Here is a 22972-nt window from a genome sequence, read left to right on the forward strand (position 1 = left end):
ACTTGTAATTGAAGGTAATTAAAGATATTATTGGGTTAATTTTCACTAACCTCAAAAAATTCACTTAAAGTTACAAAAAAAGAGCATAACACTATGATTATGCTCACGTTTTTGAATAAAATACCTATTTCACTTTTGACATTTCCAATTCACCTACAAAAGGTATAGCATTTTGTAAACTACTACGAATCTCAGTTTGCAAATAAATTTCAAGTTGAATAAATTTAGTTGCATTTGTTGCTCCTATTGCTTTTTTTACTTTTTCATAATAAGAACTGTATAACTTATCATAAGCAATATTATTTTTCAAAGCCCCTTTAGCTATAGCATCTGCTTTATCATCAGTCAAATTAGCATAATCTGTAGCATACTGATTAATTAAGTGGATTTTTTCTTCTCCAAGTTTTTTTCTTTCTATTTCATAAGCATCATAGATCTTTGCAAAATCTGTAGCTTGAGTACCAGACAAAGCCATATACTGACTTACTAATTCTGATTTGGATTTTCCATAAACAGATTGTACAACGTCGATGTCATCTTTTAAGGTAGATTGAGCAAATGTTGTACCTGAGAATGCTACTGCAAATAATAAAAATAATTTTTTCATGTTTGTGTGTTTTAAATTTAGTTAATTACTCTCAAATATAATAATTTCTTACTAAAATTTCATTAAATACAAAAAACAAATTCACCATAAACCACTATTTATCAACAACAAAGTGGTTAAAAAGTTTCTCCTGCATTGAGATAAAATCCATTGGAATGATTTCCTACTGCATAATCAAAAACAAGATTGGTACGAGTAGCTTTATCTATCAGAAGTCGTAAACCAAACCCGTAAGCAGGCTGAACATACTCAAAAAGTCCAATGTGATCATACTTATTACTCGCTGATGTGAAATTTGTAAATACAGTCCCACTAAGAAGCTGATTGCAGGTTATGGGAAACCTTAATTCGACCTGAAGATAAGCTAAATTATTTCCACGAAAAAGACCTTGGGTATAGCCCTCCCCGCTTCGACTGCGCTGATCCCAACCTATAGCAGGCAAATTTAGATAAGGAACGGTTCCTTTAGTAACAAATTGGCCATAGGCCCAAAAACCTAACACAAATTGCTCTCTTTTTGGATCCATTGGAATAAAATACCTAAACTCAGTATAAAGCACATTACTTGCCTTTTGATCATTAAATAAATCTCCATTAAACCTATAATCGACATTTGCGAACCAGCCTTTTCGCGTATTAATCTGGTTATCCCTAGAATCGTAAATAAAATTAAAGCTTAACCCATTTACAAAATATTCATTTTCATTGAATCCATTTAGAGCACTATAATTATAATGATTAGTGAATTTTCCGTTTGCAACATCAAGGTTCTTATCAATTATTGACGAATACCAATCAATTTCAACTCCTCCACCTAAATAAAAATCTTTTTTTATTTCCCATGAAGCGGTTTGATGAAACTTAAAATAGTTATAATCCATCGGTTCTTTGATCGATTCAATATCAAAATCAGGATCTTCCCTGTTTGTTGGAATAATATTGGTTCCCAGACCATAGTTGGGTTGGGTAAAAATGTATAGTCGGTAATCACCCCTAAGATAAATCCTGTTGTTTTTTAGCAGAATATTATTTTTGACATTAACCAATAATTGTTTTTGGGTCGTAAAAGTCACCCCAAGATTGGCCGAAGAATATTTATCTGAAATCCCTTTACCTTTGAAAGTATATTGTCCTGTCGCCCCGTAACTAAACCCAGTTGCCGGCTGTACCCCGATTATAGGAATCACAAGTAAAAAACTATTTTTAATAGGTTTTACAATCAGAATGGAGTCTTTCTTTTTAAACAATTCAAAAACCGTTTTGGGTGGGCAAGAATCATTCAAATTCGATGACACTTGAGCCATCATGCCCTTTTGAATAAATACAAAAAACAATAACCATAAATAGTTAGTCAACAAATACTTTTTTTTTAAAGAATTAATCATTTTTTGGTTTTTATTTTTCAAAGACAAAAAATCATATAGATTACAACTTATTTTTAATAAACTAATTTGCTTCCTTTAAACATTTCGAGCATTAGAACAACTAAAAAATTAAAACTTGTTTAATTCCCTTTCATTGAGCAATAAAAGCAGACCCCAAACTGAAAGTGCAGTATGTAAGACAACTACGAACCACAATCCAAGTCCATTAAGTTTAAAATTTATAACGCCAAATAATAGTATAGCTACTATCACCAAATTATAAAATAGCAAAGTCTTAATTATTAAGTTTGCAACCAAACTATCTCGGGTTAACCAACAAACATATGCTATTGATAATAAAGCAGCTCCAGCTATCATAGCAGTAATATTACCACCTGCCCCAACGAGAGTAGTTCCCAATAAAAGAAAGAGAATTAATTTTGGAATAAATATTAATCCAAGTCCTGTAATTAATTCAAATAAAGCAGTGATTTTTAAAAAAAACCTCATTATTTTTTTTTATCTCATTAAATAACAAATAATTTCACGACATACTTAAATATATTCGTTTTACTTCTTAAACAGTCTTTGTTCCTAAAATCTCTAAAAAAGAAGATGTTATTTGGACAAATACTTCTTAAAAAATTAAGACTATTTCGCTTTTAGTTTCTCAATACTTCCTCTATAATTAATTGAATCACGATTATTTGAACCAATAGTTAAAGAAGCTCCTCCTTCAAAATAGACAGTTAAAGTAACAGAATAATTATCTGAATTATCTCTAACTTCGGCTTTTATTATATAATTCTTCTTCCCTTTTGTTACCGAATAATCTTTTATAGGGCCTTTAAAATACAAACCACCGTTACCACCGCCATAAGCCACTCCACTATATGCTCTCCCAAAATAAGGCATTTCACTATGAATTGAATCCTTTTTGAATCTCAAAAAATTTGGGTTTGTAGTCAAATCAATGCTTCTTCCACCTTGCGGATAGGCCATTACACCCTTAAATTCATACTCTTTGGAATCTATAAGAGCTTCCACTTCTTTTTGTTTTGCCAGTTTTTTTTCCTCTTTTATTTGCTGTTTTGTTTTTTCCTGTGCAAAACCTATTAGCATTGAAAAAGAAAGAAAAAAAGATAATACTACTGTTTTCATGAGTTTTTTGTTTTTATGATAAAACGAAGAACATATAAAAATTATTCTTGATGGGTAAAACGCATCATCACGACATTCCCTAACAAAAAGTTTAAGGTTTTCCCATCATCTGTAATCGTGTATGATTCTATTTTATTCAGGGTATCCATATAAACTGAATCCCCATTACCTTCACAAGCCATCATAGTCGTGACAATTTTGGCATCTTTAAAATTAATTTTAGCACCATCCATAAGCAAAGCTCCAAAATACTGATTGCAACTATTATCACCTTTAATTCTATTTTGTTTCAAATCAAATGCAATTGTTGGCTTTTTGTTGGGGAACAAACCGTCAAAAGCGATTTTGGGTCCTGTTATATATTTCAATTCCCACGTTCCTTCAAGTGATGTCGTTTTTACAGCTGGCTTTGATGTCGTGCATGAAACAAAACAAAAGCAAACAAATACTATTAATAGCGCTATTTTCCTCATGTTCAATAATTTAAAAATCATGTTATGTAAAAATAAGAAAAATTAATAAGAAAAAGAGGTTTCCGATTCAAATTTGCTTTTTAAAAAAGGTATCATTATTTTCGTGAAAAAGAAAAAACACCATGACACTACTAGGAATAGGTTCCCGAATTGAACACCCAGAATATGGAAAAGGAGTAATAACCAATGTTTCTTCTAAAGAGTATTGGGTAACGTTTATAGAAAATGGGTTAGAAACTATCCCTTTGAACGATGAATTCAAAGTCATCGAAGCTACCGTCGACGAAGTTGATACTGTAAGTTTTTCGGAAGTGGAACAGAGTTTACGGGATCTTTTAAAAAAATGGTCGGATGTTTCCGAAATTGTACCAATAGGAGACAAATGGAAAGGTGGAAAAATTATTTTGGAACCGGGTCAGGCAGGATTGGCGTCCAAAGAAATTCCAATTGACACTTTTTTCCATAAAATCATAATGGTTCGTGATCGTTTGCGCGTAATGGAACAAAAGATAAACAGCAGCAAGATTGAAGAAATAGAAAAGATAGAATTGCAGCAATACATTACCCGAATTTATGGCAGTCTAACTTCTTTCAATATATTATTTAAATCACCAACCAACCATTTTGTCGGAGAAAAGTCAAAATAGATTTTAAGAAACAATTAATTTTAATACGCTTTTTTATACGTAATTTTATAATCCAATTATAATTTTTTAAAATCATGAAAAAAATAATCTTTTCCGCTGCCCTAATTATCGCTGTAATCATTGGCTGTAAGACCAATAGCAAATCTAGTGACTCCAAAAAACTAAACCTTACTTTTGAATCAAAAAGTAATAGTAAAGTAACAGGTACAGCCACTTTCACAGAGAAAAATGGTAAAGTGACTTTTGTTGCCAAAATTGCTGGATTGCAACCCGGAATCCATGCCATTCATATTCATGAAAAATCAGATTGTTCTGCCGCTGACGGAAGTTCAGCAGGAGGACACTGGAATCCTACCTTCAAAAAACATGGGAAATGGGGAGAAGGAGAATACCATAAAGGAGATATCGGTAATTTTACCGCTGATGAAAAAGGAAACGGAACGATTACTTTGACAACAGATGAATGGTGTATTGGATGTGGCGATGCTACGAAAGACATCATTGGTAAAGGTCTTATCGTTCATCAGGGTGCCGATGATTTTGTAACCCAACCAACAGGAAATGCGGGTGCAAGAGTAGCTTGTTCAGCGATAATAAAATAAAAAATATCTTGAAAGAAAAGGAACATCTTTATTTCAAAAACGCATCAGATTGGCGAGAATGGTTGCATAACAATCATTATTTGTCAACTGGTGTGTATTTAATTTTCTATAAAGTAAATAGTCCTTTTGAGAGCATGCGTTGGGAAGAAGCGGTTCAAGTAGCCATTTGTTATGGTTGGATTGATTCAACCGTGAAAAATATAGATGAACACAGCCGCAAACAAATTTTTTCTCCCCGAAAAAATAAAAGCGTTTGGAGTAAACTCAACAAAACTTACATCGAAAAACTCACAGCCGATAATCTGATGCACGAAAGTGGCTTGGCCAAAATTGAGATGGCCAAACAAAACGGTTCATGGACTTCTTTAGACGCTGTTGAAGATTTAATAATTCCAGAGGATTTAGCAGAAGCATTCGAACAAAATCATGTGGCTTTTGAAAACTATAAAAACTTTAGCCCATCCTATAGAAAAAGCTATCTGTATTGGCTCAATCATGCCAAAAGAGCCGAAACCAGAAACAGTAGAATTGCCTCTATAATTGAGCTTTGCCAACAAAATAAAAAATCGAGGGACTAATTTTACTAATCACTTCCCTTTTATCTGTAAATCCCAAAAAAAAATCACAAGCCATCAGACCATAATATAGGTCTAAGAAAAATTTGAATTACTGAATCTTAATTTTCCATAAGTAAAAATTTCACAAAAATTTCGAATGTGCTAATTTTATAAATCGAAGAAGTACACATTGATTCATAAAAAAACATAGCTTTGCAGAATCAAAATTAAGCAATGATTAACCCTTCGGCATCTGGTTGGATAGATAAATTCTTTACAAAGCTAAAGTTATCAGAATACACTGTATCTGAAACGGAAGATAGTTTTTATCAAAAATTAAGAAATACTGGTTTCATCTACGGTCACATCATTTCATTTGACACTCCTTTTGAAATAAAAGCTAAAGGTTGGTTCAAAGAAGAAATTTCCAAAATAGCCTTACTAAATGCTTTATATGGCATTTATACATTAACTAATAAAGATAAAGATTCATCTGAATTTGTTGAACAAGCTAATGCTTTTTATAAACAAATGCATCCGGAAGGCTTTAGTTTATTTAAAAAAATACTACCAAAAAACAATACCGCTCTAACGTTGGAAAACATAATTGACCAACGCGTACAAACGAATGAAAACATAATCAATAAAAATTTTTCGCATTTAGTTACCAATGCGCTTCTCTTTATTGATGTTTTGGCTTTTCGTCAATATTTGATTCATGGTAAAATTCCTGAAAAATATCTTATAAAAATTGAAGAAACGATTGTCAATATTGTAACTCTGGCATTAAAAATAAAAACCAATAAATCTCAATACGATGATTTATTAATCAAATTATTTGAGGCCTCCATTCGATACAGTAAGTTTTCCAAGAAAGGAAATATAACATTAGAGAATTTAGAGTTGGACTATTTCAATGCCGAATTGGAAAAAAAATATCTGATTGATATAGCGGGAATGGCATTATGGAGTGATGGAGTTATTGAAAATAATGAAGCCTACTTTCTGCACACACTGGCTGAAACCTTACAAATCGAAGATGATTTTGTCTCAAAAAGCATTATCAGCACCGATGGATTTATTGCCAAGCACAAAAAAGATATTCCCTATTTTAATTATTCAAATCCGGTAAAACATTTTTACGATCAAACCACTAAAAGTGTCATTACTTTGATTTCGCGTAATAAATCGAGATTAATAAAAGAGATACTGGAAAGCAAAGAATTGATGCTGCTTTTGGCACATTCTACACATAGAGATTTGGACGAAAAAGAAAAGAAAAAGGTTAAAAAACAATTATTGGATATTTGTAAAACTGTTCCATCACTGACCATATTCTTACTTCCAGGAGGCAGTTTATTACTTCCGATTTTGATTAAATTTATTCCCACACTATTGCCTTCGTCCTTCAATGAAAATTTAGATCATGAGGATTAAATATAAAAGGCTGTCTTAAATTAGACAGCCTTTTTTTGTAACCACGGTTAGTTATATTGGAATATACTATTAGCCTTTGAAATTCAATTGATATACTTCATCCAAATCTTTATCTGAACTAAAGTTAACTCCCAAATCAGTAACAAAACCTGAATTTAGACCGTAAACCCATCCGTGAATAGTTACTTCCGTGCCATTCTTCCAAGCAGATTGTATAATGGATGTTTTAGCCAAGTCAAATACCTGTTCTTTTACATTGATTTCTACAAAAGCATTAAAACGTTCATCCTCATTTAGTATAGAATTTAAATATTTATCATGTAAACGATATACATCTTTTATGTGACGAATCCAGTTATCAATGATACCTATTGAGTCGTTACCCATTGCGGCTTTTACTCCACCGCAACCATAATGACCACAAACAATAACATGTTTTACTTTCAGCACATTTACGGCATAATCAAGTACACTCAACATATTCATATCCGAATGAATAACCATGTTGGCAATGTTTCTATGAACAAACACCTCTCCTGGTTTGGCTCCTATAATTTCATTCGCAGGAACACGGCTATCCGAGCAACCAATCCATAATAATGGTGGTGTTTGCCCCAAAGCTAAATCTTTAAAATATTCTGGGTCTAATTCTAATTGATCTTCTACCCATTTTTTATTATTATCTATTATTTTTTTATAGAAATCACTCATTTTAGTTTTTTTTATTAGTCTGTTATTTTTTTAAATTAAATATAATACAAAGAAAAGTATAAAAGTCTTAATACTTTTAAAATCACAAATTATTCTGGAAACTCTTCTTTTACAACCTTCTTTTCCACGACTTCTCTTTTTACAAAATCATAATGATGCTCAATGCTTACATGGTTTTGAGTTTCTGCACTATTCTCTAATGCGTACTCTTTTTTGAACCCTTTCAGTTTCACCTTTATATTTTCATCGACAGCTCTAGTTGATTTAAATTCATGGATTAAATCCAAAATATCGTGAGCTATATAAACAGTATCGTGGGCATTAATAACAACTTTACTGTTCTCTGGGATATTTGCCAATGTTAATTTGATGGCCGCTTTATTCAAAAATGAAACTTCTTGAGCCAAATCAATATTAATAACATCTCCGTCAACGTACTCCTCTTTTCTAAAACTATAGGCTCTTTTAAGATTTCCCCTTAAAATAAATACAATACTAATTGCAATTCCTAAAGCAACTCCTTTCAATAAATCTGTGAATACAACACCTAAAAAAGTAGCTATAAATGGCAAAAATTGATATTTCCCATAGTGCCAAAAATGCTTGAATGTTGCTGGTTTCGCTAATTTGTAACCAACCAAAATCAAAACTGCAGCCAATGTTGCCAAAGGTATTTTATTCAAAAGAAAAGGAATTGTAAGTACAGACACCAATAACAAAACTCCATGAATTATCGCTGATAATTTTGATTTGGCACCTGCTGCATTGTTTGCAGAAGAACGAACCACGACAGATGTCATAGGCAGTCCACCCAAAAGCGAACTTACTATATTCCCTATTCCTTGTGCTTTTAATTCAACATTGGTATTTGTAAAACGTTTGTGAACATCCATTCTATCAGAAGCTTCAATACACAATAAGGTTTCAATAGAAGCCACAATCGCAATAGTCAAACCTACAACCCAAACTTTTGGATTCATTATTCCGGCAAAATTAGGTGTGACAATAATTGCTTTAAATTCTTCTACGCTTGTTGGAATTGGTAACGAAACTAAATGCTCTTTCCCGATAGCCAAAGAACTTCCTGAAGCAATAAAAAACTCATTCAATAAAACGCCAATGATCACTGCAACCAATGCACCTGGAACCAATTTTAATTTCTTTAAAGCAGGAACCTTATCCCACATAATTAAAATCGTTATTGAAATTAAGGTAATCAATATTGCTCCTAATTGCAGATGATTAATAACATCAAACAGAGCTGAAAAAGTATTATTGTCGCTTACCTGCAAGAAAGCTTCATCACCTTCAAAATCGGCATCGTATCCAAAAGCATGAGGTAATTGTTTCATGATAATAATAACACCGATACCGGCTAACATTCCTTCAATCACATTGGTCGGAAAATAATTAGAAATACTTCCTGCTTTTAGAAAACCCAATCCCAATTGAATTAATCCTGCAATAAAAACAGCTGTTAAAAAGACATCAAAAGCCCCCAAATCTGTGATTGCGGTTAATATAATTGCGGTTAGACCCGCAGCCGGTCCTGAAACACTTATTTGTGACTGACTCAGATATCCGACTACAATCCCTCCAATAATTCCAGAAATAATCCCGGAGAACAAAGGTGCTCCAGAAGCCATTGCAATTCCTAAACAAAGTGGTAGCGCAACTAAAAAGACAACCAAACCAGAAGCAAAATCTGATTTAAAATGAGTAAATAGATTAGTTTTTTTTGACATAATATAAATTTATTATAAAAGTTTAAATTCATTTTTTTACTACAATACAGTATTGCAGTGGTAGGAAGATAATCAATGTCTAAACATCGATATATCTGAAAAAAGAATACCATTATCATTAAAACAAAATTAGCTTTTGCAAAAAAACAAATCAATTAGTTTGGAAAACCAAAAATAGATTTATCCAACAAACAAGAAAGAAACCGAGTAATATACTCACTTTCAATATTTTGATTAAAATCAAAGCAATTTGATGATTATATCAATAATTAATCAACAAATTAAAAATTTGCTCTATTAACTACTAAAACTATCAATCGATAATGAAATTTGGTAAAAAAACTAAACCAGATTTGGAGGAGGGATAAATATGGAAGCACTAATTAAATCATGCTTGGATAAATTTTCAAAAATTATTAGACGAGAGTCTTTTTCAACATCCAAAAATGACATTTCTAAAAAAGGATTAAACGTATAATATTTTATATCATGTTTTATTTCTTCAATAGACGAAGAACGGGTATTACTGTCTTCACATAGGCTCGTGCCATCTTTGTCTTTTTCCAAGCAAGCCACAATTGTAGGCCCTGCCAGAAATAAAACGAAAAACAATAATACGATACTTGCAAAAACTTTCATGTCGGCAAAAGTAGAGGATAGAAATTGAATTAAAAAATGAGTTCTATAAAATTAATTTATTTTTAACACGAAAAAAAAGCCTAAGAAATACAACATATTAATTAGGCTATCCATAAAATCCGCTTGGTTTATAAACTTTCTTCCAACCAGGCGTTCATCATCCAAATGGTTTTTTCTTGTTCTACAATAAAATCACTCATCATCGAATTCGTTCCTTCATCATTTATTTCTGAGGCCTTGCTTAGAATTTCTCTTTCAATTTTTAACAATTGAGAGAGTGAATTCACTATTAATTCAATACCAGCCACGTCATTCGAAATATTCTTTCCAACCGGTAATTGATTGAATTTAATGTAATCTTCAAAAGTATGTAACGGTCTTCCACCCAATGTTAAAACCCTTTCGGCAATTAAATCAATTTTAAGCTGGGAATCATTGTACAACTCTTCAAATTTTAGATGCAAATCAAAGAACCGTCTCCCTCTAATATTCCAATGTAAACCTCTTAAACTTTGATAATAGATTTGATAACTCGACAAAAGTACGTTCAATTCAACTATTATAAACTCTGACTCTTCTACTGGCAATCCAATTGTATTTAGTTTCATGCTTTCTATTTTATTTATTAATGTTCCAACTTATATTTGGAACCAATTATTTAGTACTATGTAACCTTAAAGTTACAACAATACAGTGCATCATTTTATTTCTTATCAAAAATATCTATTAAACTAAAAAAATAACTATAAGTTAAATTGATTGTTTTTATATTTGCATAAAAATATACTATCTAATGACAATCACACAACTCAAATATGTTTTGGCTGTAGCCGAACACAAAAATTTCACTCTGGCTGCTGAAAAATGTTTTGTCACTCAACCAACGTTGAGTATGCAAATTCAAAAAATAGAAGATGAGCTAAGTATACAAATTTTTGACCGTACCAAAAAACCAATTCAACTAACTGATATTGGTCAAAAAATTGTAAACCAAGCCAAAAATATTGTTAATGAAGCTGATCGCATACAAGATATAGTGGAACAACAAAAAGGTTTTATCGGTGGTGAATTTAGACTCGGTATTATCCCAACAATTATGCCTACGTTGCTTCCAATGTTTTTAAACAATTTTATCAAGAAATATCCAAAAGTAAAATTGATTATTGAGGAATTGAATACCGACGAAATAATTACAAAATTAAAAAACGGTAATCTTGATGCTGCAATTGCTGCAACACCACTGGAAGACGAAAAAATTAAAGAAATAGTACTATACTTTGAGCCTTTTGTCGCTTATATCCCTGAGAACAACGCCATTTTTCAAAAAGAAGCAATCGAAGTAGACGACCTTAACATCAATGATATACTATTACTACAAGACGGTCATTGTTTTAGGGATGGTATTTTGAATTTATGCAAAAATAGAAATGAGTCAGGGTTAAAATCTTTCCAAATTGAAAGTGGAAGTTTTGAGACATTAATAAAACTGGCCGATGAGGGATTGGGAACCACTTTGCTCCCTTATTTACACACCTTAGATTTAAAAGAATCAGACAAATTAAAACTCAGACATTTTAAAGAACCTAAACCAGCCCGTGAAGTGAGCTTAATTTACCCGAAAAGTGAATTGAAGATTCAAATCATCGATGCTTTAAGAAGCACAATTGCAGGAGTTGTGAAAGGCGCAATTGTCTTTCAAAACGTCCAAATCGTTAGTCCTCTTCCGAAAAAATAATTCTTATAAAAAAGGAACCAAATTGGTTCCTTTTTTATTTCTAATAACCTTATATATAAATTAAGCATCTTTTCAGTTCTGGCTTTTCATCCGTAAAGAACAACAACCAATTTCTTAAATGTTCAATTTCATAAGGCAATAAACTCCTTAATGCTTTTTTTAACTCTTTTTCAAAAAGCGCTGGATCAAAACTTACTCTCTCGAGCACCATTTTTGTATAATCATAAATCATTCTAGACATAACAAAAAAGGTTTAAATATTCTGTTAGTAAACAGGTACAAAAGTATTCAAATAATTTAATCTCACAAACAAAAGAATCCATCAAAAACAAATATCATCGACAAATTACGTACTTAATACATAATTCGAAGCCAATTGACTACAATGTGCAATTTCAAACCTAATTACAAAACTTGTAAAAAACATAAAAGGAACCAATTTCTTGGTTCCTTTTATTTATGGATTAACAATTATTAAACACTGTTTCAATTCTGGTTTTTCAATTGTGAAGCTAAACAGCCACTCTCTTAATTGATCCAGTTCGAAAGGTAAAAGTGTTCTTATTGCTTTTTCTAATTCTTTACAAAAAAGTACAGGGTCAAAACTCACTCTTTCTAGCACAGATTTTGTATAATCAAACATTACTTTAGACATAATAAATTAAGATTTTTTGGGGTTAGATCTTGATTTTAACGTGATGTAAATGTACATTTTTTTCCTATACGATTATTTTTTTTAACATAGAAATGTAAAAATTATATCGTTTTCGTAACATGTCTTTATAAATCTATGTTCAACCAAAAATTTACTTTCTGGCTCTAAACATTTCTCTTTTACCAGGTGGTCCCGCTAATTTCTCAACAGTGAATCCTACTTCAATCATACTCCTCTTCACAACGCCCCTAGCCGCATAAGTCACTAATACAGAATCTGGTTTTAGCGCTTTGTACATTTTTTCAAATATTGAGGTACTCCATAATTCCGGTTGAACACGATAACCAAAAGCATCAAAATAAATCAAATCAAATTTTTCTATATCATCAATATCTTCAAAAAATTGTTTCCTTTTTGTCAAAGAAAAATTTTCTGACAAATCATTTTTTTCTTCCCAATTTGTTGAATGTATTTTATCAAAAATAACTTTTGACTCCAAAGCATCCAATTCTTCCAAATAATTCATGGATTGAATTTCATGTTCAGAAATCGGGTAGGCTTCTACCCCAACATAATTAATAGTTTGACGTAATTCCTGGGCTTCCAAATAGGTTATAAAAGTATTTAAACCTGTACCAAAACCGATTTCAAGAATTGAGATACTTTGATTTGGAAACAATGCCAATCCATTTTTTATAAAAACATGCTTAGCTTCCTGTATTGCACCATGTTTAGAATGGTAACATTCTTTCCATTCTTTTATATGAATCGTTGTGGAACCATCCTGAGTATGTATAATTTCTCTTTCCAAAATGTGTTTTTTGAGGTGATATAGCATATTGAGATACTATAATGTGTTCAAAATTAAATAAAAGAATTTCTTATCACTATCTAAAAACCATATTTTTTATATAATCCATATAATTTTACTTCAATTCTTAATTAAAATTATACAATAATTAAATCACAGTTAAACACCATAATTAATGCTATTTTGACAAGTATTTATCCGATTTTTATTTAATTTTGCAATCAATATCAACAGTAATAGAAAAACTTTTTTTACCGCAGTCATTTATTAACTAAATAACTATTTTTTTAAACATATTAAGCAACAATTATGAGTACCACTCAAGCCAACAAAATAGAAATAATAAAAGCAGCTACTTCAAAAATAAACGAAGTGGATTTTGACAATTTAAGCTTTGGATCCGTATTTACAGATCATTTATTTGAATGTGATTACATCAATGGAGAATGGCAACAACCAGTTATTAAACCATACGCCCCTTTCTTACTTGATCCATCTGCAAAAGTGTTTCATTATGGTCAGGCCATTTTTGAAGGCATGAAGGCTTATAAAGATGAGAATAATGATATTTGGCTTTTTAGACCAGACGAAAACTACAAACGTTTCAATGCATCAGCTGTAAGAATGGCTATGCCGGAAGTTCCTGAATTTATTTTCATGGAAGGATTGAAACAATTACTAAAATTAGATGAAGCTTGGGTAAAAAAAGGAAATGGAAGCACGATGTACATCAGACCTTTCATGATTGCCACTGGAACTGGTGTAGTTGCCAATCCATCTGAAGATTATAAATTTATGATTTTATTGTCGCCAGCAAAAGCTTATTATTCTGGTGAAGTAAAAGTATTAATTGCAGAACATTACAGTAGAGCTGCCAACGGAGGTATTGGTGCTGCCAAAGCGGCCGGTAACTACGCTGCCCAATTCTATCCAACTACTTTGGCTAACAAACAAGGATTCCAACAAGTAATCTGGACTGATGACGCTACACATACCAAACTTGAAGAAGCGGGCACAATGAACGTGTTTTTTAGAATAAACGACACTTTATTGACTGCTCCAGTAAGCGAGCGTATTTTAGATGGTATTACCAGAAAAAGCCTTATCGACATGGCCAAAAAAGAAGGAATCTCAGTAGAGGTTCGCCCTGTATTAGTTTCTGAACTTGTGGAAGCTTCTAAAAATGGAACTTTAAAAGAGATTTTTGGTGCTGGTACCGCTGCAGTTGTAAACCCAATTGCTGGTTACTCATACAAAGACGTTTATTATGAGTTGCCAAAAATTGAAAACTCATACGCTTCTTTATTGAAAGAAAAACTAACAAACCTTCAAAACAAATTAACTGAAGATACTTTTGGGTGGACAGTTAAGGTATAAATTTTAGACTGCAGAATCAAGATTGCAGATTGAAGTTATAAAAAAAAAGCGGTTTTCAAATTGAAAATCGCTTTTTGTTTTTTTAATATATTGAAGTAGTTCCTCTATTTAAATAAGCTTGGAAAAATCGGGTTTGAAATAATTAGGACCTTTCATTACTTTTCCGTCTTCTCGATAAATAGGATTTCCGTCTTCGCCTAATTTACTCATATTAGAACGTTGGATTTCATCAAATACTTCTTCAATTTTATATTGCAACCCATGTTCGATAATCGTACCACAAAGGATGTACATCATATCTCCAAGAGCATCTGCAATTTCGACCAAATCATTATTTTGTGTTGCTTCAAGATATTCTTCATTCTCTTCTTTCATCAAATTGTAACGAAGTATGTTTTTGGCTTCGCCTAAACTGGCAATTGGCGTTTCGCTATGTCCTATTCTAAATGCCGTATGAAATTCCTTAACAGCGTTGATTTGTTTTTGCATCCTTTTTAATTATTGATTTGAAATGGAAAATTAACAACTATTTCTAAACTATTAGCTAAATTTGCAGAAAAATATTCAAACATGTTCAGTCAAGGCCAACTACTATTTGCTCTCTGTTTTTTTATCGCATTTGTCATAGCAATGGTATTTGCTTACCGAAAAGACGCCAACCTACATAAAGTTTTTTACAAAGGAAATTATAAAATCCTAATTGGATTTTTGATATTTATTGGTCTATTATTTGTTATAAAGATTTACTTTAAGCATTAATTTTAAAAGAGATGCTAAGGTTCTAAGACGCTTAGGTTCTAAGATTTCAAACTAAAATTTAGTACTTTCGCTAAATTAAAAAACGCCCACATCACTGCGGGCGTTTTTCGTCTTATAGCGTTATACTTTTTAATTTTCTAATGGTAAGAAACCATAAATTTTAGAATAGCTCAACATTTGTTCTGCAAATGTTTTTGGTTGCTCAATTGCAATTGAAATGATTTCTTTTTTGGCATTTAACTTAGGAACCAAAACAGGGTTTACAAAACCACTGTAAGGCGCATCAGGAAATTGTTTATTGCGTTCCAATACTTCAGCGTGTAATTTTTGATCTACTTTCACACCATAATTTTCCACTAATGCCTTTCCGGCTTCAAAATCACCTTCCGATTTAATCCGCTGTACTTCTTTTAATAATTGACCAAATAAATCGTGCAGTTTATCGTAATCGGTAATATTAAAATAGGTTTTTCCGTCACGATTAATTCTTTCAATTACATTGTCTTTTTTACCCTTTTCATAAACCCAGGCACTCACCCACTGACGGTTTCTCATATGAGCTTCTTCAATATTGGCTCCCAATTCCAAGCGAACCAATTGCATCATTAATCCATTTCGGATATAACTATCATAACACTGCATCCCCAATTCTTTCCAATTATCAACTAAACCAATTTCCTGAATTTTTGGGCTGTATAAATAGTACAATCCAACTAAATCAGCCCTTCCTTCTTCTAATGTGGAAGAATAGTTTTTCAATGTTTCCTTTGGAGTTCCAACACCAGGATTGATTTGACCTGATGCATGTCCTACCACTTCATGCAAAGAAGTATGCAATTTACTTCCTAGCTCACCATATTTTTCAGCTAACCTAATTTCTTCGGCATCATTGGCAAACTCTTGTAATCTCCCTTTCCCTGCCGCTTTGGAATAGGCATCAATAATATTTCCAAGTGATACCGATTTGGAACCATAATCTGCACGAATCCAATCCGCATTTGGTAAATTCACCCCGATTGGTGTACTTGGCGATGAATCCCCTGATTCTCCTGCAACCACAACCGTTTTATATGAAACACCAACTACATTTTTCTTTTTGTGCTCTGGCGCCAATGGAGAATTATCTTCAAACCATTGAGCGTTTTTCGATACTACTTCCATTTTTTTAGACATATCAAAATCCTTAATTTGAACAATCCCTTCATAAGAACCTCTATATCCTAGTGGATCATTATAAACTTCTATAAAACTGTTGATATAATCAATATTCCCTTCTGTCGCCTGCAACCATGCAATATTATAGTCATCCCAAGTTTTAAGATCTCCTGTTTTGTAATATTGAATTAACAAACCAATTGCATCGCCTTGCTTTTTATTTTCGGCAACTTTTTGTGCTTTGCCCAACCAATAAATAATTTTATCGATCGCCGGTCCATACATCCCGCCACTTTTCCAAACTTTCTCTTCTAATTGACCATTCGCATTTCGAACCAACTTAGAATTCAAACCAAAAGAATACGGTTTCTTTGGATCTGGACTTTTTTTCGCAGCATAAAAAGCTTCCACTTCTTTTTGAGTGATTCCTTTCTCATAAAAATTGATTGCTGACCCTTCTAATAACCCTTTTGAAGCATCAAGATTTACTCTTTTCGAATCAACGTCATTAAATAAAATGGCAACTATTTTAGGAGACAAAGTCGTTTTGGTAGCTTTCAACAATGTATTGAAATAGACTATTGAAAAATCTGGTTTGATTTTTTCAGTTGAATAGTGATGGTGAATACCATTTGAGAACCAAACTCTTTTCAAATAAACTTCAAAATTTTTCCAATCGGTTACATTTTTATCACCTTTATAATTTTGATAAATATTCTCCAATGCTTTTCGGATCGCCAAGTTGTATTTATAATGCTGATCCCACATTATATCACGACCACAATTTCCGGCTTGCGTTAGATAATAAACCAATTCCTGCTCTTTTAGAGTAAGATTTTCCCATCCTGGAATTTGATAACGTAAAACTTTTATGTCCGAAAACTGTTCTACGAAGAAATCGGAAGATTCTTTTTGAGTAGATTTTGCTGATGCATTTTTATCGCCTTGTGCATTACTTACAATAGAAATTGCAAAAACCATGAAAAGACCTACTATTTTAACTAATTTCATTTATATTTCTTTTAGAAGTTAAACAAATAAATACACACCAAATATACTGATTCTTTAAATAAATAATAAAAATAAAGCCTTGAATAATTCAAAATTTACATATTTATCAACTCCAAAATATAAATGAATTAAAAACATAGAATTTACGCGTACATTTTACACCTTAAAAATTCGTTCCATTTTAGTCTTTGTCCAAACATAAGAAAATACAAGTCGTTCAAAACACTTTAACATTTTATCTCTTGTTATTACACTATAATTAATTAAATTTCTAACTTTACAACAGAAAACAATCAATCCCCATCATGAGAATTATTAAATACCTTTTTCTTTTACTTTTACTAAGCTTTGTGGCACTTACCATATATATTGCAACACAAAAAGGAAATTTTACAGTAAAGAGCAGTAAAGTAATTAATTCTCCAAAAGCAACAGTTTTTGGCTATGTAAATGATTATAAAAACTGGCAAAAATTCAGTTCATGGATTGCATCAGATAAGGATATAAAATTATCCTATTCCCCTACAACTGCAGGCAAGGGAAGCACGTTAACTTGGGAAGGCATTAATGATAGTGGTAATATTCAAACTTTATACACAAAAGGAAACGACAGTATTGTTCAAAAAATGGAATATAATGGTACATCGTCTGATGTGTTTTGGAGTTTTAAAGACACGATAGGAGGAACTAAGGTAACATGGAAATCCGTTGGGAAAATGGATTTTATGCTGAAAGTAAATTCTTTTTTTGGCGGGGGTACTCAAAATAAACTATCCAAAGTTTATGATAAATGTTTAGCAAATCTTGATAAGACTCTTGATTTTGAAAACACTACTTTTAGTGTGAAAATAAATGGAATAGTAAAAAAACTGGAGACTTTTTATTTAAGAGAATCCTTCACAAGCAAAATATCCGACATTACACGAAATGCAAATGTTGTATTTCCAAAGATTCTTACTTTTTGCAAACAAAATAATTTACCCTTGAACGGAAAACCTTTTATTATCTATCACACATACGATACAATTAATAATTTAACCAAAGTTTCCTTTTGCATCCCGATAAAAGAACAGATTTTCACTAGTGAAGGAAGTGAAATCTTAGCTGGAAAACTGGATGCTTTTGAAGCATTAAAAACCAGTTTAACTGGCAATTATACTTATAAAAACAAAGCGTTAGAAAAAACAATTAAATACACTACTGACAAACACATCCTTATAGGTTCCAACTTTTCTCATTTGGAGATATTTACGATCGGCAAAAATGAAAGTCTAAGTCCTTCAAAATGGTTAACGGATATGTATTTCCCAATAAAACCTAAAGTTATACCACCACCGTACAGAAAAGTTGTGAAAGATAGTACTAGAATAGTTCCAACTACAATTAAAAATGAAGTGCAATCCGAATTTTAATTTTTTTTCTATTCAGATTAAACCTTTTCCATTCATTCGCATCTAAGTTTAAAACAGGACAAATTGCAGGTAGAAAAGGAATTCATTGCTCGTCTATTGAACCCGCAAACGCAAGACCTAGCGTTTCAAGAACTCCTGCACGACTATCAAAAACCGCTGTATAACCATATTCGGAATATTGTTTTGAGTCATGATGATGCGGATGATGTTCTGCAAAATACCTTTATTAAAGTATTTCAAAATTTGAAGAATTTTAAGGGTGAAAGCAAACTTTTTTCTTGGATGTATCGCATTGCCACCAATGAATCTCTGACTTTTTTAAATCAAAAAGCAAGAAAAAGCGGTATTTCATCAGTTGAATTACAAAACAAGGCGATTGATAATTTGAAAGCAGACGTTTATTTTGAAGGTGACAAAATTCAAATCAAATTACAAAAAGCAATTGCGGTATTACCAGAAAAGCAACAATTAGTTTTTAAAATGAAATATTTTGAAGATTTAAAATACGAAGAAATCTCAGAAATACTAGGAACATCGGTAGGCGCATTAAAAGCATCTTATCATCATGCTGTAAAAAAAATAGAAGCTTACGTAACTCTCCAATTAAACCTTTAAGTTAGTACGTAGTCAAATACACAATTATGAAAACATTTAAATTAGAAAACGGACCAAAAAAAGATTCAGGATTTAAAACTCCAGACAACTATTTTGAAAATTTTTCGGCAAACTTGCTTCAAAAACTATCAGAAGAGCCAGTTGCAAAAGAAACTAAAGTAGTGTCTATTTTCAGAAAAAGAAAAACCGTTCTTATGGCTATTGCCGCAGTTTTTGTACTTGCCGTAATGATTCCTATAGCGTATCAAATAAATACAAAAACTAAAGAAGTAGATACGGTTACTTTAGAAAATTATTTAGCCGAAGAAACCAATCTGAATCAAGACGAATTAATTAGTGAAATTGAACCTAAAAACAGTACTATTATTTCAAAGACAAAAGAATTAGAATCCGAAACACTTGAAGATATTTTAGTTACCAATCCCAATATCGAAAATCTAGTTATTGAAAATTAAACTCAAAATTCTACAAAAATGAATATATTAAAAAAAATAAAAACCATGGACTTAAAAAAACTGTATCCTATACTATTTTTATTCTTATCCTTTAATTTTTACGCTCAAGGCGAAAGATTTAAGGAAAAAAGAGAGCAAATCAAAGCAATGAAAGTAGCTTTTTTGACCAGTGAATTGGACCTTACTCCAAGTGAAGCTGAAAAATTTTGGCCTATCTACAACACCTTCGATGACAAACAATTTGAATTGAGGCATCAAAAGATGAAAGGTTATTTTAAAAGAATGCAAGACAATGAACTTGATAAATTATCTGAAAAAGATGCTGCTACACTTTTAAATCAAATCGAAGACAGCGAAGAAGACTTGTTCAATCTCAGAAAGAAATTTATAATAAACCTAAAAGAAATTCTCCCTTCGGTAAAAATAATAAAGCTAAAAAAAGCTGAAGAAGATTTCAACAGAAAACTACTTCAACAATACAAAGACAAAGGCTTAAAAAAATAGTTTCTATTAATTCAAAACAATTCCCGTTTTATAAAATCAATTATAAAACGGGAATTGTCTATTTAAAACGGATTCGAATCATTTTATTACGGCCAGCTGCAATTGCTGTGGTTTCATCAACAAATCGAATAGTATATAAACTTGGATCTTTACTAAATTGCACCCAATTTATACCTTCATCTGACGAATAGTATAATCCCGAAGCTCCAACAACAACTATTCCTTTACCTTTACTGTTAGGCACATATTGAACACAGGAGGCATATCCAAAAGCTTCATTATTCGCAATAAGTTTCCAAGTTTTTCCGCCGTCATTCGTTACCGCTTTATTCTCAGAATTTTGATTCAACAACTCATAATTCCCACCCGATACAAACCCGTTCTTAGAATCATAAAAATCGGCTGTAAAAATTCCAGTCATTTGCTTTCCTTGAATAATAGGCGTTTCATAAACGCTCCAAGAATTTCCTTTATCCGGAGAATAAAAAACTCTAGCTTTCTTTCCGCCAGAAACAATCCATGTATCATTTCCTTTTATAATTATATTGGTATTGCTTGCAGCAAAATGAGCTTCACCTTCAAAAACTTTTGGAAGTTTATTATCTGGTAGTTTATTCCAAGTATTTCCTCCATCATGTGTTCTAATTATAGAAAGACAATCTGTTATAGGATCTCCAATTGCAATTCCTTCTTTATCATTCCAAAACTGCATACTATCGTAAAAAACCTTTTTATTTTTTTCTTGATAAACTAATTTGGTCCTTTTTCCATCTTTGGTGATTTGGTACAACAATCCAGGATTCGCTACACTCAGTACATATATATAATTAGAAGTTTTGGCAATGCTTCTAAATTCAATTTTCAAAGTATCTTCTACTATGGCGTTTTCATTTTTTATATTGGATTTTAAATCATAAAAACCAATTCTATTTTTATCTCCCGCATACCAAATCTTATCACGATCAAATACAATAGCTCTGATACTAATTTTATCTTGAAAAAGTGTATCGATTTGAATCGAACTAAAATTAGTTTGTTTTATTTTATTTTTATTCTGAGCTTCCACAAAACACAAACCGCTAAAAAACAGCACAGTTACAGTAATTATTCTTAACATATCTTCTTTATTTTTTTCAAATATATAATTTTATCCTAGATATATTAAACATAATACTTATTTCTGGCACAATTGTTGTATATAATCTAACACAAACAATTAACCTATTAAGCTATGAAAACTAAATTACAATTTGCCGCCATTATCGCCGCCTTTTTTGCTTTTCAAATGAGTGCACAGAACAGAACCACTATAAGCGCAACTAATTCTGAAATAAGTGATAATTTAGATTTGACTGCTGTGTCTTCTATCTTTGGGGAATCTGAAAACTTAAACGATTTTGAAAGAAGATTAAACGACCCAAAACTTCAAATCTCAAATTTAGATTTGAACAATGACAATCGTGTTGACTATTTAAGAGTAATCGAATCTGTGGAGAACAGAACACACGTAGTAATTATTCAGTCCGTTATCGGACGTGATTTATACCAAGACGTGGCGACCATTGAAATTGAAAAAGACAGAAGCAATAAAATTTCGATTCAAATTGTTGGAAACGCATTTATTTATGGGCAAAATTACATTTATGAACCTGAATATTGCTACACACCACAAATTTACGCATCATTTTGGGCAAGCTATTACAGACCTTATTATTCAACTTGGACTTGGAACTATTATCCAACATATTATTATGCATGGAATCCCTATCCAATTTACAGATACAGACAAAATGTGTATGGTTGTGTAAACTATTACAACACTTACAATTATGTAAGTTACAGAAGATGTAACAGAGCACCGGTAATTTACAACAATTACAGCTGTAATAGTTATGAAAGACAATATCCACAATATGCATTTTCCAGAAGAAACAGTATGGTTTCAAACCGATATGAGTTAGACAAAAGAAGATACAGCACTAATAATGGATTTAAAAATGAAGTAGCTAATACCAGAAACAATCCAGGTTATTCCAGAAACAATACTAATTACAACAGCAACACTCAAAGAGAATACGCACAGAACAGAACTAACACTGCAAGAGTAGAGTCGCAAAGAGATTACACACAAAACAGAGTCAGTACTCAAAGAACAGAACCACAAAGAGAATATGCACAGAACAGAACTACTTTGCCTAGAGAAATTAACACTCAAAAAGTAGAAACTCAAAGAGATTATTCTCAAAACAGAACCAGTACTCCAAGAGAAAACAACACTCAAAGAGCAGAACCTCAAAGGGATTATTCTCAAAACAGAACTAGCTCACCAAGAGAAAATAACACTCAAAGAGTAGAAACTCAAAGAGATTATTCTCAAAACAGAACCAGTTCACCAAGAGAAAACAACACCCAAAGATCTGAATCTCAAAAAGGTAATGATTATGCGGCAAGAGGCAATAACAGAAGAATGTAAATAAATTTTAAAAAGCGAAAAAGAGGCTTAATAGTAACATATTAAGCCTCTTTTATTATTTTAAAAA

26 protein-coding genes are annotated in these 22972 nt (G+C 31.7%); 11 read left to right on the forward strand and 15 right to left on the reverse strand.

Annotated elements, in window-relative coordinates; translation table 11 throughout:
- Positions 1 to 124: 124 nt before the first annotated feature.
- The 5 genes from DOS84_RS05580 to DOS84_RS05600 all read right to left on the reverse strand — a co-directional run bounded on the left by DOS84_RS05580 (position 125) and on the right by DOS84_RS05600 (position 3605).
- Positions 125 to 607 (reverse strand): hypothetical protein, encoded by a 483-nt coding sequence (locus tag DOS84_RS05580; RefSeq protein WP_111409136.1) that lies wholly within the window; start codon positions 605 to 607, stop codon positions 125 to 127.
- A gap of 116 nt (positions 608 to 723) precedes the next feature.
- The gene (locus DOS84_RS05585; RefSeq protein WP_111409137.1) at positions 724 to 1992 is read right to left on the reverse strand and encodes a BamA/TamA family outer membrane protein; all 1269 of its coding nucleotides are present in this window, start codon (positions 1990 to 1992) and stop codon (positions 724 to 726) included.
- 108 nt (positions 1993 to 2100) lie between these two features.
- Entirely contained in the window at positions 2101 to 2481 is a 381-nt protein-coding gene (locus DOS84_RS05590) for a hypothetical protein (protein WP_111409138.1), read from the reverse strand.
- Between the two features lie 141 nt (positions 2482 to 2622).
- Positions 2623 to 3132 carry a DUF4251 domain-containing protein gene (locus DOS84_RS05595; RefSeq protein WP_111409139.1) on the reverse strand — a complete coding sequence of 170 codons (510 nt, stop codon included), beginning with the start codon at positions 3130 to 3132 and terminating at the stop codon, positions 2623 to 2625.
- 41 nt (positions 3133 to 3173) lie between these two features.
- A complete protein-coding gene (locus DOS84_RS05600) occupies positions 3174 to 3605 on the reverse strand; it encodes an META domain-containing protein (protein ID WP_111409478.1) in 432 nt (143 codons plus the stop codon).
- Between the two features lie 122 nt (positions 3606 to 3727).
- Between DOS84_RS05600 and DOS84_RS05605 the strand changes: the two genes are divergently transcribed.
- The 4 genes from DOS84_RS05605 to DOS84_RS05620 all read left to right on the forward strand — a co-directional run bounded on the left by DOS84_RS05605 (position 3728) and on the right by DOS84_RS05620 (position 6848).
- Positions 3728 to 4252: a hypothetical protein gene (locus DOS84_RS05605; RefSeq protein ID WP_111409140.1), complete on the forward strand. Its 525-nt coding sequence runs from the start codon at positions 3728 to 3730 to the stop codon at positions 4250 to 4252.
- 74 nt (positions 4253 to 4326) lie between these two features.
- Entirely contained in the window at positions 4327 to 4854 is a 528-nt protein-coding gene (locus DOS84_RS05610; RefSeq protein ID WP_111409141.1) for a superoxide dismutase family protein, read from the forward strand.
- Positions 4855 to 4862: 8 nt separating this feature from the next.
- Entirely contained in the window at positions 4863 to 5432 is a 570-nt protein-coding gene (locus DOS84_RS05615; RefSeq protein ID WP_111409479.1) for a YdeI/OmpD-associated family protein, read from the forward strand.
- 213 nt (positions 5433 to 5645) lie between these two features.
- A complete protein-coding gene (locus tag DOS84_RS05620; protein ID WP_111409142.1) occupies positions 5646 to 6848 on the forward strand; it encodes an LETM1-related biofilm-associated protein in 1203 nt (400 codons plus the stop codon).
- A gap of 69 nt (positions 6849 to 6917) precedes the next feature.
- Here the strand turns inward: DOS84_RS05620 and can are convergent, their stop codons facing one another.
- The 4 genes from can to DOS84_RS05640 form a co-directional block, all read right to left on the reverse strand.
- Entirely contained in the window at positions 6918 to 7559 is a 642-nt protein-coding gene (gene can, locus DOS84_RS05625; RefSeq protein ID WP_111409143.1) for a carbonate dehydratase, read from the reverse strand.
- Between the two features lie 89 nt (positions 7560 to 7648).
- Positions 7649 to 9304 (reverse strand): SulP family inorganic anion transporter, encoded by a 1656-nt coding sequence (locus DOS84_RS05630; RefSeq protein ID WP_111409144.1) that lies wholly within the window; start codon positions 9302 to 9304, stop codon positions 7649 to 7651.
- A 342-nt stretch (positions 9305 to 9646) separates the two neighbouring features.
- Positions 9647 to 9943 (reverse strand): hypothetical protein, encoded by a 297-nt coding sequence (locus DOS84_RS05635; RefSeq protein ID WP_111409145.1) that lies wholly within the window; start codon positions 9941 to 9943, stop codon positions 9647 to 9649.
- 128 nt (positions 9944 to 10071) lie between these two features.
- Positions 10072 to 10551, reverse strand: coding sequence for a Dps family protein (locus tag DOS84_RS05640; protein WP_111409146.1), 480 nt, complete (start codon positions 10549 to 10551; stop codon positions 10072 to 10074).
- Positions 10552 to 10736: 185 nt separating this feature from the next.
- On the opposite strand from DOS84_RS05640, the gene DOS84_RS05645 reads away from it, so the two are divergent.
- Positions 10737 to 11678: a hydrogen peroxide-inducible genes activator gene (locus DOS84_RS05645; protein WP_111409147.1), complete on the forward strand. Its 942-nt coding sequence runs from the start codon at positions 10737 to 10739 to the stop codon at positions 11676 to 11678.
- 49 nt (positions 11679 to 11727) lie between these two features.
- Here DOS84_RS05645 and DOS84_RS05650 read toward each other — a convergent pair whose 3' ends face one another.
- The 3 genes from DOS84_RS05650 to mnmC2 form a co-directional block, all read right to left on the reverse strand.
- Entirely contained in the window at positions 11728 to 11919 is a 192-nt protein-coding gene (locus DOS84_RS05650; RefSeq protein WP_111409148.1) for a hypothetical protein, read from the reverse strand.
- 216 nt (positions 11920 to 12135) lie between these two features.
- Positions 12136 to 12333 carry a hypothetical protein gene (locus DOS84_RS05655; protein ID WP_111409149.1) on the reverse strand — a complete coding sequence of 66 codons (198 nt, stop codon included), beginning with the start codon at positions 12331 to 12333 and terminating at the stop codon, positions 12136 to 12138.
- Between the two features lie 151 nt (positions 12334 to 12484).
- Complete coding sequence (gene mnmC2 / locus DOS84_RS05660) at positions 12485 to 13144, reverse strand: tRNA (5-methylaminomethyl-2-thiouridine)(34)-methyltransferase MnmC2 (protein WP_111409480.1); 660 nt, start codon at positions 13142 to 13144, stop codon at positions 12485 to 12487.
- A 309-nt stretch (positions 13145 to 13453) separates the two neighbouring features.
- Here mnmC2 and DOS84_RS05665 point away from each other — a divergent pair, with 309 nt between their 5' ends.
- The gene (locus tag DOS84_RS05665; protein ID WP_111409150.1) at positions 13454 to 14521 is read left to right on the forward strand and encodes a branched-chain amino acid aminotransferase; all 1068 of its coding nucleotides are present in this window, start codon (positions 13454 to 13456) and stop codon (positions 14519 to 14521) included.
- Between the two features lie 108 nt (positions 14522 to 14629).
- Here DOS84_RS05665 and DOS84_RS05670 read toward each other — a convergent pair whose 3' ends face one another.
- Complete coding sequence (locus DOS84_RS05670; RefSeq protein ID WP_111409151.1) at positions 14630 to 15010, reverse strand: pyrophosphohydrolase domain-containing protein; 381 nt, start codon at positions 15008 to 15010, stop codon at positions 14630 to 14632.
- A gap of 399 nt (positions 15011 to 15409) precedes the next feature.
- Positions 15410 to 17446, reverse strand: coding sequence for a dipeptidyl-peptidase 3 family protein (locus DOS84_RS05680; RefSeq protein WP_111409153.1), 2037 nt, complete (start codon positions 17444 to 17446; stop codon positions 15410 to 15412).
- A 305-nt stretch (positions 17447 to 17751) separates the two neighbouring features.
- Between DOS84_RS05680 and DOS84_RS05685 the strand changes: the two genes are divergently transcribed.
- The 4 genes from DOS84_RS05685 (at position 17752) to DOS84_RS05700 (ending at position 20432) form a co-directional block, all read left to right on the forward strand.
- The gene (locus DOS84_RS05685; protein ID WP_111409154.1) at positions 17752 to 18858 is read left to right on the forward strand and encodes an SRPBCC family protein; all 1107 of its coding nucleotides are present in this window, start codon (positions 17752 to 17754) and stop codon (positions 18856 to 18858) included.
- A 63-nt stretch (positions 18859 to 18921) separates the two neighbouring features.
- On the forward strand, positions 18922 to 19473 hold the full coding sequence (locus tag DOS84_RS05690; protein WP_111409155.1) for an RNA polymerase sigma factor: 552 nt from the start codon (positions 18922 to 18924) through the stop codon (positions 19471 to 19473).
- Between the two features lie 26 nt (positions 19474 to 19499).
- Positions 19500 to 19928 carry a hypothetical protein gene (locus DOS84_RS05695; RefSeq protein ID WP_111409156.1) on the forward strand — a complete coding sequence of 143 codons (429 nt, stop codon included), beginning with the start codon at positions 19500 to 19502 and terminating at the stop codon, positions 19926 to 19928.
- Positions 19929 to 19946: 18 nt separating this feature from the next.
- Complete coding sequence (locus DOS84_RS05700) at positions 19947 to 20432, forward strand: sensor of ECF-type sigma factor (RefSeq protein ID WP_341537925.1); 486 nt, start codon at positions 19947 to 19949, stop codon at positions 20430 to 20432.
- A 58-nt stretch (positions 20433 to 20490) separates the two neighbouring features.
- On the opposite strand, the gene DOS84_RS05705 is transcribed toward DOS84_RS05700, so the two are convergent.
- Positions 20491 to 21549 (reverse strand): WD40/YVTN/BNR-like repeat-containing protein, encoded by a 1059-nt coding sequence (locus DOS84_RS05705; RefSeq protein ID WP_111409157.1) that lies wholly within the window; start codon positions 21547 to 21549, stop codon positions 20491 to 20493.
- A 114-nt stretch (positions 21550 to 21663) separates the two neighbouring features.
- Between DOS84_RS05705 and DOS84_RS05710 the strand changes: the two genes are divergently transcribed.
- Positions 21664 to 22905 (forward strand): hypothetical protein, encoded by a 1242-nt coding sequence (locus DOS84_RS05710; RefSeq protein ID WP_111409158.1) that lies wholly within the window; start codon positions 21664 to 21666, stop codon positions 22903 to 22905.
- Positions 22906 to 22972: the final 67 nt, after the last annotated feature.

It is taken from the genome of Flavobacterium aquariorum, assembly GCF_003254745.1.
In the GTDB taxonomy this organism is placed as follows: domain Bacteria; phylum Bacteroidota; class Bacteroidia; order Flavobacteriales; family Flavobacteriaceae; genus Flavobacterium; species Flavobacterium aquariorum.

Excerpts from the sequence above, each read along its gene's own strand:
- DOS84_RS05700 (WP_341537925.1), top strand. The coding sequence starts at position 19,947 with ATGAATATATTAAAAAAAATAAAAACCATGGACTTAAAAAAACTGTAT.
- DOS84_RS05600 (WP_111409478.1), bottom strand. The coding sequence starts at position 3,605 with ATGAGGAAAATAGCGCTATTAATAGTATTTGTTTGCTTTTGTTTTGTT.
- DOS84_RS05605 (WP_111409140.1), top strand. The coding sequence starts at position 3,728 with ATGACACTACTAGGAATAGGTTCCCGAATTGAACACCCAGAATATGGA.
- DOS84_RS05630 (WP_111409144.1), bottom strand. The coding sequence starts at position 9,304 with ATGTCAAAAAAAACTAATCTATTTACTCATTTTAAATCAGATTTTGCT.
- can (WP_111409143.1), bottom strand. The coding sequence starts at position 7,559 with ATGAGTGATTTCTATAAAAAAATAATAGATAATAATAAAAAATGGGTA.
- DOS84_RS05655 (WP_111409149.1), bottom strand. The coding sequence starts at position 12,333 with ATGTCTAAAGTAATGTTTGATTATACAAAATCTGTGCTAGAAAGAGTG.
- DOS84_RS05640 (WP_111409146.1), bottom strand. The coding sequence starts at position 10,551 with ATGAAACTAAATACAATTGGATTGCCAGTAGAAGAGTCAGAGTTTATA.
- DOS84_RS05590 (WP_111409138.1), bottom strand. The coding sequence starts at position 2,481 with ATGAGGTTTTTTTTAAAAATCACTGCTTTATTTGAATTAATTACAGGA.
- DOS84_RS05610 (WP_111409141.1), top strand. The coding sequence starts at position 4,327 with ATGAAAAAAATAATCTTTTCCGCTGCCCTAATTATCGCTGTAATCATT.
- DOS84_RS05665 (WP_111409150.1), top strand. The coding sequence starts at position 13,454 with ATGAGTACCACTCAAGCCAACAAAATAGAAATAATAAAAGCAGCTACT.
- DOS84_RS05580 (WP_111409136.1), bottom strand. The coding sequence starts at position 607 with ATGAAAAAATTATTTTTATTATTTGCAGTAGCATTCTCAGGTACAACA.
- DOS84_RS05585 (WP_111409137.1), bottom strand. The coding sequence starts at position 1,992 with ATGATTAATTCTTTAAAAAAAAAGTATTTGTTGACTAACTATTTATGG.
- DOS84_RS05685 (WP_111409154.1), top strand. The coding sequence starts at position 17,752 with ATGAGAATTATTAAATACCTTTTTCTTTTACTTTTACTAAGCTTTGTG.
- DOS84_RS05695 (WP_111409156.1), top strand. The coding sequence starts at position 19,500 with ATGAAAACATTTAAATTAGAAAACGGACCAAAAAAAGATTCAGGATTT.
- DOS84_RS05705 (WP_111409157.1), bottom strand. The coding sequence starts at position 21,549 with ATGTTAAGAATAATTACTGTAACTGTGCTGTTTTTTAGCGGTTTGTGT.
- DOS84_RS05710 (WP_111409158.1), top strand. The coding sequence starts at position 21,664 with ATGAAAACTAAATTACAATTTGCCGCCATTATCGCCGCCTTTTTTGCT.
- DOS84_RS05670 (WP_111409151.1), bottom strand. The coding sequence starts at position 15,010 with ATGCAAAAACAAATCAACGCTGTTAAGGAATTTCATACGGCATTTAGA.
- DOS84_RS05620 (WP_111409142.1), top strand. The coding sequence starts at position 5,646 with ATGATTAACCCTTCGGCATCTGGTTGGATAGATAAATTCTTTACAAAG.
- DOS84_RS05595 (WP_111409139.1), bottom strand. The coding sequence starts at position 3,132 with ATGAAAACAGTAGTATTATCTTTTTTTCTTTCTTTTTCAATGCTAATA.
- DOS84_RS05650 (WP_111409148.1), bottom strand. The coding sequence starts at position 11,919 with ATGTCTAGAATGATTTATGATTATACAAAAATGGTGCTCGAGAGAGTA.
- DOS84_RS05645 (WP_111409147.1), top strand. The coding sequence starts at position 10,737 with ATGACAATCACACAACTCAAATATGTTTTGGCTGTAGCCGAACACAAA.
- DOS84_RS05635 (WP_111409145.1), bottom strand. The coding sequence starts at position 9,943 with ATGAAAGTTTTTGCAAGTATCGTATTATTGTTTTTCGTTTTATTTCTG.
- DOS84_RS05680 (WP_111409153.1), bottom strand. The coding sequence starts at position 17,446 with ATGAAATTAGTTAAAATAGTAGGTCTTTTCATGGTTTTTGCAATTTCT.